Here is a 12745-nt window from a genome sequence, read left to right as displayed (position 1 = left end):
GGAACCTGCGTTCTTCGCCTTCAATCCCGCGGCTCGCGCATCCTGTACCCCATGCCGCGGACGGTCTCGATCAGGTCGACGCCCATCTTCCTGCGCAGCCGTCCGACGAAGACCTCGATCGTATTGGAATCGCGATCGAAATCCTGGTCGTAGAGATGCTCGACCAACTCCGTTCGTGAGACCACCTCGTCCATGTGGTGCATCAGATAGGCCAGCAGCCGGAACTCATGCGAGGTGAGCTTCAGCGGCACGCCGTTGACGTCCGCCTTCGAGGATTTCGTGTCCAATCGCAGCGGACCGCAGGAAAGTTCGGACGAGGCATGCCCGGCCGCACGGCGGATTAACGCGCGCACGCGGGCAAGCACTTCCTCGATATGGAAAGGCTTGGTCACGTAGTCGTCGGCGCCAGCATCGATGCCGGCCACCTTGTCGCTCCACCTGTCGCGCGCCGTCAGGATCAGCACCGGCATCTTGCGGCCGTCGCGGCGCCAGCGTTCGACGACGCTGATCCCGTCCATCTGCGGCAGACCGATGTCCAGGACCACGGCGTCGTATGGCTCGGTATCGCCGAGGAAGTGCCCTTCCTCGCCGTCATAGGCGCGATCGACCACATATCCGGCATCTACCAGGGCATCGGAGACCTGCCGGTTCAGATCCTTGTCGTCCTCGACCACGAGTATGCGCATGAAGAGGGTTCCGTTTGAATGTCGATGGCGGATATTGCCGGATTCGCGACGCTAGGAAAATCGATTCAGTTCAGTGGAACGACGATCTCGTTGCGTCTGGGGCGCTCTCCGTCCCTGCCCGGAACCAGCACCACGATGACGCAGACCGTCCTGCCGCCACGCGTCTCGGGCGTTGCCTTGGCGAGCTGCCCGCCTACCTGCCTCGCCTGTTGCATGCCTATCGCATAGCAGTCGTCGGCCACGTAGACGACGTTCCCCGGCGCATTCGGACTGACGAGCGGCAGTGCCGAAGCCGGAGTGCTCACGCTCGACACGGCCGCGCCGAGCGCGACCAGGAGACGGGCGAATTTGAGAACCTGTTTCATGCTGCCTTCTTAACGCGGAGGTGCTGAACGCCAAATGAACATGACAGCGATTTCCGCGCCGCGCCACCCCGTCGGGCAACATAGTTCATTGTCTTTGCTTGGAAATAACGCCTATCCGATGCGTGTTCTGGCCATCAGCCGCCCTGCGATAGCGGCAATGCCGGCTGCGGCCGCAACTCCTTGGAGGATGAGTTCCACGAGCTCCGCCTGCTCGCCATCGTCCAGCGGCAACCCGAATGCGCCGGCAAACACGGCCATTACTGTTATGATGGATGCCCAGATGGTACGCGAAGTGTACCAGGGTTTTTCCGTTTCCATGCTTTTCGCCTCTTTCTCGACTTCACGTCACCATCACGATTTTTTTGGCCGGCAATCCCGCCCCCACCGCCGTGCTGATCTGACGGATGGTGATTTCCATCCGGGCCGGTCTCTCGCCGAAGTCCTGATCGATCAGCGCGGCACCGTAGAGCCAGCGTGGCTCCGCTGTTTCCACGTTGCGCAACGGCGTTCCTCCCGGCACGCCGATCTCGATCCGGTATCGTTCGAAATCCTCGCCGAGCGGAATTTCCTCCGCCATCCAGCTATCGGCATCGATACGACCCCGCCTCGTCCACGAGAAATGGAGGTCTCCCACTGCCGTCGGCTTTGAGCGAATATGAACCGGGCTCAGCGGCAGTCTCGCGCGCATGCCGCCGGTCGCTCGGACCTCGGCGAAATGTGCGCCGTCGAAATCATAGCCGGCAGGCCCGACACGCCAGTTGAGGAGCAGCCCGGCCTGGGCCGGCGAAAGACCGGCCTTCTCCACCGCCGAATCCAGGAGAACGAACGGCGCTCCGATCGAAAATCCCGCTTTCATGGCATCGCCGGTGCCGAGCTGGCCACGCAGGAGCGTGGAGAGCCTCCACGAGGATGGACCGATTTCTTCCGCCCTGCCGAATTGCAGCACTTCCCATTCGCCAGAATCCGCGCGCAGCGCGGCGGCATTGGCGCCGTTCAGCAATTGCAGCCGGGAAACGCTCGCAAGCTCGCCGTCGAGGAGTTCGACGATGATGGAGTTTAGTTTGTCCAACCTTCCTTCCACACCTCTTGGCGCGGCCTCCACGAGCATCCCGATCGTCGCGCGGGACTGCATGGTGGCTTTCGCCTCGAAGCCGGTCGCCTCGGGGGAGGAATAGACAGCCTGGCTTCGCCACGGCAGCGCATGCGCCGCGATCCGGAACTGGTCTTCCGGGGGGCCTGCCGAGGGTCCCATCGGCAGGTCGAGCATCAACGCGTGCGGCGCGCCGGGGATAAGCACGGGAGCACCGCTGCTCGACGAAAGCGTGGCACGCCACGGCGCCGGCGCGCGCCTGACGATCCTGCGGGCGGCGACGGTTCTCGTCAGTCCGTCCTCGACCTCCTCGACAAGATATTCGTTCGGCTCGTCGCCGATGCGTACCACCGCGCCGGGCGTGACTTCCAGCACCGTCGGCGGCAGGGAGAACGAGATCGTCTCGCGGGAAACCCACTTCCTTTCGAGCCAGTCGGTGAGCAGGGATTCGGCCTCGCCTGCCTCCAGCACACCCGGAAAGCTCAATGCCCGCGCGGCACCCGAACCTGCTCCGCTCCGCACGGTCCGCGAAGCGGAGACCTGATAGTCCTTGAAGGGATCGCGGAAGGTCAGCTCGCATTCGCCCGGCACGCTGTCCTCCGGCGCCCGCGTTCTGGTCACCGCGGCACGATTTTCGTCGATGACGAATTCCGTCACCTCGACCGGTCCGGCGGACGATCGCCCTTCCATGGAAAAGCACAGGCTTCCGTTTTCCTCGCGCGCGGCTATGCGAAAGAGCTCGGCAAGTGGTTCGAGCGCGGCGCGCGCCGTCGTCGGCTCCTCGACCAGATAGCCATGCACGCTGCCTTCGACCGACGTTGTTTCGGCGGCGGGAAGGTCGTGGTCGTGCAGGATCGCGTTAATCAACTCTCCAGCCGAGAAGCCGGAGATGCGACCATTGAGCCAATGGCCGCTCTGCCAGTTGCTACCGTCCTTCCACAATTGGCCCTGGATGGGAAAGGCCGGAAACGGCCGTGCATCCCAAGCCCACAGATAGAAGCGCGAGACGTCCACCATCCGCCCACCATAGATGGGCGAGAGCGGATTCGCGTCCGACGTGGCATCGTCCTGGGCACCCCAATGTTCGAACTGCGCCTCCAGATAGGCGAGCTGGGCGAGATCGGAACGCCCGCGATCCGAGAAGTACGGATAGGCATTTTCCGATGATTTCGGATCGGGAAAGACGTTCGGCTGGTTCGGTCCCTTGTCGACCGCCGGACATCCCAGCTCGGTGAACCAGATCGGCTTCGATTCCGGAACCCATGATGTCGGCATCGCCGCCTCCACGCCGCCGGGCCGATCGAAGTGCCGGTTGGACCACCAGCTCCTGATATCCTTGTAGCGATAGACCCACGGCTTGCCGTGAGCGCCGTCGGTGATCGGGCTGCGTTCCCTCGCCACGCGCTTGGCGGCGTTCTCGTAGTACCAGTCATGGCCCTCGCCCGACGCAACCTGGCTGCGCAATCCTTCCGCGTCATATGGGCCGGCGAACCCATCCGGGTTTCCACCGCCATAGTCCGCGTCGCGCCAATCCGACAGCGGCATGTAATTATCGATGCCGACCGCGCTGATCGCCTCGTGGCTCCACAACGCGTCGAGATGGAAGAACACGTCGCCGCTGCCATCCGCCGGATGGTGACCGAAATACTCGGTCCAGTCAGCTCCATAGGCGATGGCGACCGCCGGCCCCAGAACCGCCCGCACCTCGGAGGCCAGTTCGCACAATTGCTCGACGAAGGGAAAACGGTTCGCGTGGTCGCGAAGCGTTGTCATACCGCGCATCTCCGAACCCAGCAGGAACCCGTCCACGCCGCCCGCAACACTCGCAAGATGCGCGTAGTGGAGAACAAGGCGGCGATACCCCCAATCGTCGGCGGTGCCGGTGAACCGCACGGCGCCCTGGACGACCGAAAAGTCCTGCCGCCGCGCGCTCCCGCAGAAGGCTGCGACCTGCGTCCTAGCGACGGCACTCTTGTCGGGCGTGCCGGCCAGGCCGGGTGCCGGATGGCAGGTGACGCGGCCGCGCCAGGGATAGCTCGGCTGCTGCGGCCCGCCGTACGGATCGGGAAGGCCGTTCGAATTCGGCACGTCCATCATGACGAACGGGTAGAGCGTGACGCGCAGCCCGCGCCGGCGGATTTCCCTGATCGCCTCGACGACGGATTTGTCGGTGGGCGTTCCGCCGTAGGCAGCGCCGCCATTAACATAGGAGACGATCGGCGCGCTCACGCGATCGAGGCCCGCCACCATCCAGGGCTCGGAAATGCCGGAAGCAATTCCATGCGTCACCGACGGCTTCATGGCGCAGTGGGCGGCACGAAGATCCCGGCCGAACCATGTCACCACGAGCGCGACGTCTTCCACGTTCGGGCAGATCATCTGCAGTTCGTCGAGCGAGGCGACGAAATCCGAGGCGCCGTGAAGCATGTTCCGGTTCAGATATTCGGTTTCGCCGGGCCGGGCGGTCCGGGTCACCGGCGTCGGCGAAAGGCCGTATTCCGTCGCTCCCGGGATCATCGCCACGGCGCGGATCAGCGAGTTCAGCCCCTTCGGCGCCCGGATCACCTCGAACTGGAATTGCGGGATGCGGTTGCCGTATTCATCGAGCGGAAACCGGTCGAACACGACATAGGCGACGCCGCGATAGGCGGGCGTGTTGTGCTCACCCTGCTTAGCCGCGATCAGTGTATCCGCGCTCTGGTCCTCGCCACCGGTGTGGATACGAATGTTGAAGCGCTCGATGTCGAGCTCGCGCCCATCCGCCCAGATCCGTCTCACTCCGGATATATCGCCCTCGCATATCGCGAAGGCCGCGTTACAGTAATAGCTGTAGGTGGTGACGCGCGGCCCGCCCTTGGCGCCCTGCCGCTTCGTCTGACTGCTTTCCTCGAAACGCGTCGCCCAGATCAGGTTTCCGCCGAGCCGCACGGTGCCGTAGACGCGTGCCAGTGCCGCGCCCTCCTCGGCCACGAACGGGCGCATCGCATTGAGGCGCGGACCTTCCAGTCGGCGCGTGCCCTCGAGGAGGCTGCGATCGAGAAAGTAGCCGGCCATTGCGCCGGCAGCCGAGCCGATCGCCGCGCCCGCGGTTCCAAGCATGCCACCCAGATAGGCGCCGGCGGCCTGCAGCACGATTGTAGCCATATCGTCGACCCTTCAGGAGATTTCGGCCAGGCGCCGATCGGGAAAAGCGAATGCGCCGGCGATCTTGCGACGCCATTGAGGAACGAGCGGCGAAATCAGCACCGAATGCCCCTGATACGCGTGGATGAAGCTGTCTGACGTGAACAATATTCCCAGATGCTTGGCCGCATGCGGCGGTTTCCAGCGAAACAGGATCAGGTCGCCCGGCTCCATTTCGCCTATGGGCTTTTCGATGCAATGCCGCCGGGCGGCTTCGAGAAGCGGCTCGCCTGTCCCTGCTTCTGCCCAGTCCGGCGCGTAGCTCCCCGACGTTTCGGGCTCGCGGCCATAGATTTCGCGCCAAACGCCGCGCACGAGCCCAAGGCAATCGCATCCGACGCCTCTCATCGCCCCTTGGTGCCTGTAAGGCGTGCCGAGCCAACGCATGGCTTCCGCCACCACCTCCTCCGATATGTCGGTCGGCGGGCTCATTCGACCAGCACTCCGCCGTCGAACACGCCGCCTTCGGTCACATAACGGTATGCCGCGTCATTGCCGGGCAGATGCGGAAAGCCGCGAAAGTTGACTGAATTGCCGAACTTGGACCTGCAGGTGGCGAACTGTTTGTCGCATCCCGCCCTGATATCGAAGCCGTCGCCGGGCCGTGCGTCGGCAAACTCCACCGGCAGCACCAGTACGATCCCGCCGAGTTCGAACTTATGGTCGGCAACGAGGGATACACGCCCCGAATATCTGCCACTGGTCCAATATAGGCCGCCGAAGGAAAACCAACCGGCCGAGAACCCGTCGAGGCCATCCACGCGATAGCTGCACGGCGCGGATACGGAGAGGACGGATCCCGACGCGCGGAACTCGGGCTTGTCGATATTCGCCCGGCATCGCGCATCCCCAAGCTCGGCGTCGCAGACGCGCCGGAGATATCTCCCGTTCGGCCGGTCGAGACTGCGCGTCAGGCTCTCCAGCTCGGCAACGAAGCGGCCGTCGATCCGCTCGATCTTGCCGACTATGGATTTGCGGAGAAGCGCGCGTTCCTCCGGTTTGCGCCAATTGACGAGATAGGTCTCGATCTCAGCTCCATCGAAGAGCCCTGCCTCGATATCGTTCTCGGCAAGGCTCGGCGAAGATAGCGCACCTTCCACATCGCTCGTGTCGATCGAAAAGCCGAGCGACATTCGCGCTTCGCTCTGTGAGAAGCCGGATCTCGGCTCGTAGCTGTTTCCCTCGAATTGGATCCTGCGGTCGTGGTCGGTAAAGCCGTCCATGCTTCCGTCGCGGCGCGTCAGCTTCCAGCAATGGCAGAGCGTGGTGACTTCGCGACGCAGATGCGTGGCGAACTCGTCCGAATGGCCGGTCATGGCTCGATCTCGACAAGGGGAATGCTGGGTATCTGGCCTGCGCGAAACGCGCTCAGGCTTATCGACAGCCTCTCGGCGTCGAAGCGCACCGGTACGTCGAACTGGAAACCGGTGGTCACCGCCGCGCCCGATACCGGAACGGCGGAGTGCGTGAATGTCACGGTCCCGGTCAGGTGATCGACGGTGAAATCCGCCGGATTCGCCTTGGCTACGCCGGCCACCGCCACCAACACGCTTCCGGCGACGGGCTTGCGGATCGGGCGGATGTGCGCATCCTCCCCGTCACCGTAGCGCTTGGCGAGCTGGAACGAGGCGTTACTTCCATCGCCCGTTCCGATGAACTGATCGAGCGGCGTCGGACTTGCGCCGGGATTGCAGGATTTCATGTCGAACGGATCACGGAACCGGAATCCGTGCAGCGATCCTCTCCGAGCCTCGAAGAAGGCGACGATCTCCTGCAGATCCTCCAGCGAGCGCACGCCCGTGCCGGCATCGTAATGCCGCCTGGAATGCTCGAACCGGAGGTTGCGTCGCTCGCGTCCGGAGGTCAGTGCTACGATCTCGTTGCGGCGTTCCGGCCCGCCGGTGGCGCCGAACGAAACCGCGCCGGGAAATCGGACTTCATGAAAGCTGTCCATTGCCGATGCCTCGTCAGAACGTCCGCGAGCCGCGCGAGACGGCACGCGCGAGCATTCCGGTCACCTGCGCCTCGGATTTGCGGAACGATTGCGCATCCGGCGTGGTCACGTTGAAGACGATGTTGACAGGTGCCGCTCCGCCGCCGGTCGCCACGCCCAGCCGACCGTCGGCGCCGCGGCTCAGGGGCAGGATCGCCTCGGCGCCGGCTTCTCCCATCAGCCCCAGGCCCGATCCAAGCGGAAACAAGGTCGGCGAAGAGACGACCCCGCCCGCCGCGAAGGAAGAAACCACGCCCCCCTTCTCGAACGGCAATGCGCGCTTCAGCAAATCGGCGAAACTTGAAAACATCGACGAACCCAGTTCCTGCATCGGGGCCAGTCCCGTGCTCAGGGCCATTCCGGCGAGGCTTATGCCGATCCTGCGCAGAACATCGTCCAGCGACCGGCCGCTCATCGCGGCACTCTTCATCGCGCCTGTGAGCTGGGCGCCAAAGGCGTCCGACAATTGCTTGAGATCATCAAGAGCCGCTTCGAATGGCCGCGTATCCGCTTCCACTTCAACCTGAATCTTCGTCAAATCCGTTCACTCCCGTCGGGAAACAGCGCCATCAACGCCTCGAATTCCGAGCGCGGTGGCGCTCCGGTTGCCGCGCGCGCATGGAAGCCGAGCGCGAATTCCAGCTCGCGTGGCGTCATCGACCAGAAGATGTTGGGGGGCAGCCGCATAAGGCCGAGGCCCGTGGACATTATCTCGTCCCAGGGAAACCGGCTTTCCCCGCCCGATGCGGCGTTCAAGGGTTTGTGGCCGGCGTCTCTTTCTTCGCCGTGCCGAATGTCGCGGCGAGCAGATCCGCGACGATTTCCGCGAAGCCGGCGGCTCCTCCCGCGCACCGCATGGCGGCGACCTCCGCGTCGGTCACGACCGCTTCCGCGCCGCGCAGGCCCGCGCCGATGATGCGTGTCATGTCCGAGGCCGAAAGACGTCCGGACCGGAAGCGCTCGACGAGCGCCCCGAGATCGCCGACGGCGAATGCCGCCTCGAGCTCAGCCAGCGCTCCCAGTGTCAGGCAAAGCCGGAATGGCCGACCGTCCAGTTCGGCCTCTATCTCTCCACGTCTCGCATTGGCCGGCATCATACCACCGCGAAGCTGATCGCGCCGGCCGATTCCAGCGCGATTTCGAAGGTTACCTCGCCGTCATGGCTGCCGGTGTATTCCAGCGCCGTCACCTGAAACGGCCCGGCAACGGTTCCGAAATGCGGGATCGCCATCTGCCAATTGGAGATGTCGGCGGCGAAGAAGCGGGAGCGGATCATCTCGTCCGATTGCGCGTCCTTGAAGATGCCGGAGCCGCTGAGGCTCGCCCGCTGCACGCCGCTGCCGGCAAGCAATTCGCGCCAGCGTCCCGCCGAATCTGCGTCCGTCACGTCGACCGTCTCGCTGTTGAAGGCCAGGCGCTTCGTCCGCAGGCCCGCCACGGTCACATAGTTTCCGGTTCCCTCTCCCTCGATCTTAAGGAGAAGGTCCTTGCCCTTCTGAGCGACCATATCGCCCTCCTGTTTTTCGAAAATTGAACGACCGCCTGGCGGTCGCGATCAGGCTGCCGGCTCGATGACGGCGCGGAACCTCAGGATTCCGCGATAGACCGACAGGTCGTCGTCGAACCGCGTTTCCTCGAATTCGGCGCGCAGATTGACCAGCGCATGGCCCGGCATTTCCAGCATGGTATCGTGGAGCCTCGTCCGCGCCAGTTCCATGATTTTCAACGCTTCGGCCTTGCCCTTCGCCTTCGACCACACATGCAGGGTGAAGAGATGCTCGGTCCCTGATTCGGTCGACGTGCTCCAGTCGTAAACGCTCGTATGCCCGAAGCTGATATAGGGGAAGGCGACGTTTGCCGGCGCGTGGTCGAATATCCTCACGCCGCCCATTGCCTCGGCCAGCGCGGCATCGGTGCTGAGCGCGGCGAATATCGTCTTCTGCAGTTCAATCGCCGGAGAAGTCATCGTCGTTCTCCGTTGGCTTCGGGTGGCGTTTGATGGATCGAGGCACTTCGGGCAGCCCACTGCCCGCCCCGCGAGGATAGCGCTCTTCCTTCTGCTCCGCCATCGCATGCGCGGTCATCCGCAACCCTTTCAGCAAGCCGTCGAGCGTCAGTCTCATGGTGATGTTCATCGCCCATCCTCTCGCACCCTGCACACAAGATAGCGCCCGGTCTCGTCGGGATCGTGAACGGTGAGAATATCGAATACCCTCTCCTGCCGGACGAGCCGCATCCCGCTTTCTATGTCGGGCCGGTGACGCATCGTGACGCGGTGCGTCACCGTCTCCAGCATCTGGCCCGCCCCGAAGCGCGAGGCGGCGGAGATCGGCTCGATTCTTGCGAAGAATGCCGCCGTTTCGGTCCAGCTCTCCTGATGACCACCCCCACCGTCGGGCATAAGCGAGACGCGTTGCAGGGTGAACTCGGTTCGAAACTCGCCCGGATCGATGAATTCGCTCCGCATCAGAGGCCCCGCATTCGGAACGGTGCGATCAGCCGATCGTAGCCCGCCGGGAACGACACCGGTTGCTGGCGGGCGCCGAATGAAGCCCGGAACTCGTACCAATGCGCGACCAGCAGCAGCATGGCACGTTTCAGGAGATCGGGCACGTCCGCGCCGCTCTCGCCGAAGCCGGCGGTGAAGTCTATCTCGATGCCGTTCATCGCCCGCTTCGCCTCGACCGGCGCGAGGAACACCAGCCGGGCCGGGCGCGACAAGGCGTCGAGCTGATAGCCCGCCGGATCGAGCAAGGCGGCCTCGCCGTCCGGCCCGTAGAGCGTTATCGCGCTGATTTCCCTGATCGGGTGCCGGCGCAGCGGCACGCAGAGCGAGGCCGGCACGCGGTCCAGCACACAGCGCCACGCCTGATCCATCAATGCAAGTCCGGTGGAGTTCTCGACCTCTTGCCGCGCGGCGCGCACCAGGCCTTCCAGCAACTCGTCCTCACTGTCGTGCGACAGTCGAAGATGCTGCTTCACCTCCACGAGCGTCACCGGCTCGTGCTCCGGCTCCACGGTTCGAAAAAGCGTCATGAAACGATCCGCTGTGATTGGAATGAAAAAACGGCCCCGGCAATTTCTGCCGGGGCCGCATCGGCGCCAGGGCGGGCGGGAGGTGGGCCCGCCGGGGTAAGGCTATGCGGCGCCGAATTTCAGAAGCTTGATGGCATCGAAGTCCTGCACGCCGCCGCCGACGCGCTTGGTCGTGTAGAACAGCACATAGGGTTTGGCCGAATACGGGTCGCGGAGAATGCGCACGCCGGTGCGGTCGACGATCAGGTAACCCCTGCCGAAATCGCCGAACGCGATCGCAGTCGCACCTGCCGAGATATCCGGCATCTCCTCCGCCTCGACCAGCGGAAAGCCCATCAGCATCGCACGGCTGCCGGGGGCGGCCGGCGGCTGCCACATATAATTGCCGTCCGCATCCTTCAGCTTGCGGATCGCGGCCTGGGTCTTCCGATTCATCACCCAGCTCGCATTCTGACGATAGCCGGCCTTGAGCGCATAGACTGTGTCGATCAGCACGTCGGAAGGCCCCGTTTCCGGAAGTTCTCCTTCCTCGCCGGTGACGACATAGCCGATCCTGCCCCACTGCCAGCTTCCATCGGCAACCTGCTCGTAGTCGAGGAAGCCGCGCGGCTTGTTCGCCCCGTCACCGTTGACGAAGGCCGCGCCCTCCTGCTCGGCGAATGCCGCTTCGACCTCGCTCGCGATCCACTGGTCGAGGTCGACGACGCTGTCTTCCAGCAGCGAAGCGGTTGCCGCCGGCATCGCATAGAGTTCCGCCGTCGGAAACTGCAGCTCGTCCAGCGTCGGGCTGGCGGTCTGAGGCCTCGCGGCAGTCTCGCCGACCCAGCCGACGGCCGGCCCGCTCACCGCGAAAGGCTTCTTCAGCACGGCGCCGGAAACCTGGCGCACCGAGGCGATCGAACGTATCGGCGAGATCGCCGTCAGCCGGCGACCGATTTCGGCCTCCACCTCGTCCGGCACGAGATAACCGCCGTCCGGTCCGGAGCCGTAGGACATCGCCTTGGCCTCGATCGAGCGCAGCGCGCGTTCGTCGCCCGATCGCACATAGGCCTCGAAGGCCTGCTTGTGCTCGATGCCGACGAGGTTTCCGCCGCCCCTGCCAAGCGCCGGGCGCGCCTGCTTGAGCACGAGGCCGTCGATCGCACGTTTCTGCTCGTCCAGAGCGTCTGAAATGCGCTCGACCTTCTCATGCGTCACCACGTCCGCCGACATGCGGCGTTCGATCTGCGCGAGGCGCGAGTCGTTTGCCTCGCGAAAATCGCTGAAGGTCGTCATGAACTCGTCGAAAGCGTCGGAAAGTCCGTCCGCCGCGCTCTTGGTTTCGAGTTGCACCTGTTCCATCTTCATCGCAATTCTTCCCTGGTTTTGAGCATTCGCGTGGCCCGGCGGATTTGCGCCGCCAACCCGTTTTCGGTTTGCATGGCGGCATCCCGCTCGCGTCTCAAAGTGGAAAAGCCCTTGGCGATCACCATGCGGGCCTCGCTTCTGGTCAGGCACGCATCCCGCGTCAGCCACCGTTCGAATTCGCGCGTCGTCGGAAACGGCTTCAGGCGCCCGCCCTTCACGGTCTCCACCCTCGCCTCGGGCAGCATGGGAAAAGTCACCACGGAAATCTCCCACAGGTCGGCCTCGACGATCCTGCGCGTTCCCGATTGCGGATCACTCCTCGACTTGACCGTCCGGAAACCGATCGAAAGCCCGTCGAGCGCCCGCATCCGCATCAGCTCGAGCACTTCCCTGCCCCGCGCGGTGCGCGTCGAAAGCTGGCCGCGCACGAACAGGCCCCGCGCATCCTCGCGCAGCTCGGTCCAGCTTCCGATCGGCTCGTTGGCATCGTGCTGGTAGAGCATGCGGACGCCGTCGACGCCGCGTTTGCGCAGCGAGGCGGCGAAAGCGCCGCGCTCCACGACGTCGCGGCCGAGATCGGCATGACCGAAGAGGCTCGCATAGCCCGAGAACGTCCCGTCGGGCACGACTTCGTCGACCACGAGATCCACGAATTTCCGCTCGCTAGTCGAGCTTGCCACCGCAAGCGTCATTTCCGCTCCTCCGTATGTTTGAAAAGCTTCGTGTCCCTGCCCATCCGCTCGAAAAGCCTCGAACCGAGCCCCAATGCCCACCATGCGCAGAGGCTCGCTGCGGCCGACCCCATCAGCATCAGCTCACCCGGGTTCAGCATCTTGTCGATGCCGAGTTCGGAGGCGATCTTCAGGCCGGCGGTGCCGCCGAAGACCAGGCCGCTTACGATGCCGACGGCGAAGCGTATCCCCGCTTCACGCCGTCCGTTCGGCAGGATGTAGGCAAGCGAAATGGCCGACCCGGCCACGGCGCCCGCCGCCTTTGCCGCCCACAGCCAGGCGGCTTCCGCAAACTCGCTCATTCTTGGTTTCCC

Annotated in this window: 18 protein-coding genes; all 18 read right to left on the bottom strand. The window is 64.3% G+C overall.

Going from position 1 to position 12745, the window contains the following annotated elements:
• Nucleotides 1-20: 20 nt before the first annotated feature.
• Nucleotides 21-686 carry a response regulator transcription factor gene (locus XW59_RS05065; protein ID WP_047143656.1) on the bottom strand — a complete coding sequence of 222 codons (666 nt, stop codon included), beginning with the start codon at nt 684-686 and terminating at the stop codon, nt 21-23.
• Nucleotides 687-751: 65 nt separating this feature from the next.
• On the bottom strand, nt 752-1051 hold the full coding sequence (locus XW59_RS05060) for a hypothetical protein (RefSeq protein WP_047143655.1): 300 nt from the start codon (nt 1049-1051) through the stop codon (nt 752-754).
• 111 nt (nt 1052-1162) lie between these two features.
• Nucleotides 1163-1369 carry a hypothetical protein gene (locus XW59_RS05055; protein ID WP_047143654.1) on the bottom strand — a complete coding sequence of 69 codons (207 nt, stop codon included), beginning with the start codon at nt 1367-1369 and terminating at the stop codon, nt 1163-1165.
• A 22-nt stretch (nt 1370-1391) separates the two neighbouring features.
• Nucleotides 1392-5285: a glycoside hydrolase/phage tail family protein gene (locus tag XW59_RS05050; RefSeq protein WP_047143653.1), complete on the bottom strand. Its 3894-nt coding sequence runs from the start codon at nt 5283-5285 to the stop codon at nt 1392-1394.
• Nucleotides 5286-5297: 12 nt separating this feature from the next.
• Nucleotides 5298-5756, bottom strand: a complete 459-nt coding sequence (locus XW59_RS05045) for an NlpC/P60 family protein (RefSeq protein ID WP_047143652.1) — start codon at nt 5754-5756, stop codon at nt 5298-5300.
• The gene (locus XW59_RS05040; protein ID WP_047143651.1) at nt 5753-6640 is read right to left on the bottom strand and encodes a DUF2163 domain-containing protein; all 888 of its coding nucleotides are present in this window, start codon (nt 6638-6640) and stop codon (nt 5753-5755) included. Before XW59_RS05040 ends, XW59_RS05045 begins: the two co-directional genes overlap by 4 nt.
• Nucleotides 6637-7278, bottom strand: coding sequence for a DUF2460 domain-containing protein (locus tag XW59_RS05035; RefSeq protein ID WP_047143650.1), 642 nt, complete (start codon nt 7276-7278; stop codon nt 6637-6639). The genes XW59_RS05040 and XW59_RS05035 overlap by 4 nt, the downstream gene beginning before the upstream one ends.
• Before the next feature lie 13 nt (nt 7279-7291).
• Nucleotides 7292-7855 (bottom strand): phage tail tape measure protein, encoded by a 564-nt coding sequence (locus XW59_RS05030; protein WP_047143649.1) that lies wholly within the window; start codon nt 7853-7855, stop codon nt 7292-7294.
• Entirely contained in the window at nt 7852-8025 is a 174-nt protein-coding gene (locus XW59_RS05025) for a phage tail assembly chaperone (RefSeq protein WP_246666003.1), read from the bottom strand. Before XW59_RS05025 ends, XW59_RS05030 begins: the two co-directional genes overlap by 4 nt.
• Nucleotides 8026-8069: 44 nt before the next feature.
• Entirely contained in the window at nt 8070-8414 is a 345-nt protein-coding gene (locus XW59_RS05020) for a gene transfer agent family protein (RefSeq protein WP_047143648.1), read from the bottom strand.
• Nucleotides 8411-8824: a phage major tail protein, TP901-1 family gene (locus XW59_RS05015; protein WP_047143647.1), complete on the bottom strand. Its 414-nt coding sequence runs from the start codon at nt 8822-8824 to the stop codon at nt 8411-8413. Before XW59_RS05015 ends, XW59_RS05020 begins: the two co-directional genes overlap by 4 nt.
• 48 nt (nt 8825-8872) lie before the next feature.
• Complete coding sequence (locus tag XW59_RS05010; RefSeq protein WP_047143646.1) at nt 8873-9283, bottom strand: DUF3168 domain-containing protein; 411 nt, start codon at nt 9281-9283, stop codon at nt 8873-8875.
• A complete protein-coding gene (locus XW59_RS05005) occupies nt 9264-9452 on the bottom strand; it encodes a hypothetical protein (protein ID WP_047143645.1) in 189 nt (62 codons plus the stop codon). Before XW59_RS05005 ends, XW59_RS05010 begins: the two co-directional genes overlap by 20 nt.
• Nucleotides 9449-9784 (bottom strand): phage head closure protein, encoded by a 336-nt coding sequence (locus XW59_RS05000; protein ID WP_047143644.1) that lies wholly within the window; start codon nt 9782-9784, stop codon nt 9449-9451. Before XW59_RS05000 ends, XW59_RS05005 begins: the two co-directional genes overlap by 4 nt.
• The gene (locus tag XW59_RS04995) at nt 9784-10353 is read right to left on the bottom strand and encodes a head-tail connector protein (protein WP_047143643.1); all 570 of its coding nucleotides are present in this window, start codon (nt 10351-10353) and stop codon (nt 9784-9786) included. Before XW59_RS04995 ends, XW59_RS05000 begins: the two co-directional genes overlap by 1 nt.
• Before the next feature lie 102 nt (nt 10354-10455).
• Entirely contained in the window at nt 10456-11700 is a 1245-nt protein-coding gene (locus XW59_RS04990) for a phage major capsid protein (protein WP_047143642.1), read from the bottom strand.
• Entirely contained in the window at nt 11697-12392 is a 696-nt protein-coding gene (locus tag XW59_RS04985; RefSeq protein WP_047143641.1) for an HK97 family phage prohead protease, read from the bottom strand. Before XW59_RS04985 ends, XW59_RS04990 begins: the two co-directional genes overlap by 4 nt.
• Nucleotides 12389-12733, bottom strand: a complete 345-nt coding sequence (locus XW59_RS04980) for a DUF6107 family protein (RefSeq protein WP_047143640.1) — start codon at nt 12731-12733, stop codon at nt 12389-12391. Before XW59_RS04980 ends, XW59_RS04985 begins: the two co-directional genes overlap by 4 nt.
• Nucleotides 12734-12745: the final 12 nt, after the last annotated feature.

Source organism: Aquamicrobium sp. LC103 (genome assembly GCF_001014615.2).
Taxonomy (GTDB): domain Bacteria; phylum Pseudomonadota; class Alphaproteobacteria; order Rhizobiales; family Rhizobiaceae; genus LBCQ02.
Note: the sequence above shows the minus strand (reverse complement) of the source record. Positions and strands in the feature narration are given on the sequence as shown.

Bases quoted from the DNA above. Each gene is read 5' to 3' on its own strand.
- XW59_RS05045 (WP_047143652.1), bottom strand. From the start codon at position 5,756: ATGAGCCCGCCGACCGACATATCGGAGGAGGTGGTGGCGGAAGCCATG.
- XW59_RS04980 (WP_047143640.1), bottom strand. From the start codon at position 12,733: ATGAGCGAGTTTGCGGAAGCCGCCTGGCTGTGGGCGGCAAAGGCGGCG.
- XW59_RS05040 (WP_047143651.1), bottom strand. From the start codon at position 6,640: ATGACCGGCCATTCGGACGAGTTCGCCACGCATCTGCGTCGCGAAGTC.
- XW59_RS05020 (WP_047143648.1), bottom strand. From the start codon at position 8,414: ATGATGCCGGCCAATGCGAGACGTGGAGAGATAGAGGCCGAACTGGAC.
- XW59_RS05065 (WP_047143656.1), bottom strand. From the start codon at position 686: ATGCGCATACTCGTGGTCGAGGACGACAAGGATCTGAACCGGCAGGTC.
- XW59_RS05035 (WP_047143650.1), bottom strand. From the start codon at position 7,278: ATGGACAGCTTTCATGAAGTCCGATTTCCCGGCGCGGTTTCGTTCGGC.
- XW59_RS05050 (WP_047143653.1), bottom strand. From the start codon at position 5,285: ATGGCTACAATCGTGCTGCAGGCCGCCGGCGCCTATCTGGGTGGCATG.
- XW59_RS05000 (WP_047143644.1), bottom strand. From the start codon at position 9,784: ATGCGGAGCGAATTCATCGATCCGGGCGAGTTTCGAACCGAGTTCACC.
- XW59_RS05055 (WP_047143654.1), bottom strand. From the start codon at position 1,369: ATGGAAACGGAAAAACCCTGGTACACTTCGCGTACCATCTGGGCATCC.
- XW59_RS05060 (WP_047143655.1), bottom strand. From the start codon at position 1,051: ATGAAACAGGTTCTCAAATTCGCCCGTCTCCTGGTCGCGCTCGGCGCG.
- XW59_RS04985 (WP_047143641.1), bottom strand. From the start codon at position 12,392: ATGACGCTTGCGGTGGCAAGCTCGACTAGCGAGCGGAAATTCGTGGAT.
- XW59_RS05015 (WP_047143647.1), bottom strand. From the start codon at position 8,824: ATGGTCGCTCAGAAGGGCAAGGACCTTCTCCTTAAGATCGAGGGAGAG.
- XW59_RS05025 (WP_246666003.1), bottom strand. From the start codon at position 8,025: ATGTCCACGGGCCTCGGCCTTATGCGGCTGCCCCCCAACATCTTCTGG.
- XW59_RS04990 (WP_047143642.1), bottom strand. From the start codon at position 11,700: ATGAAGATGGAACAGGTGCAACTCGAAACCAAGAGCGCGGCGGACGGA.
- XW59_RS05010 (WP_047143646.1), bottom strand. From the start codon at position 9,283: ATGACTTCTCCGGCGATTGAACTGCAGAAGACGATATTCGCCGCGCTC.
- XW59_RS05005 (WP_047143645.1), bottom strand. From the start codon at position 9,452: ATGAACATCACCATGAGACTGACGCTCGACGGCTTGCTGAAAGGGTTG.
- XW59_RS04995 (WP_047143643.1), bottom strand. From the start codon at position 10,353: ATGACGCTTTTTCGAACCGTGGAGCCGGAGCACGAGCCGGTGACGCTC.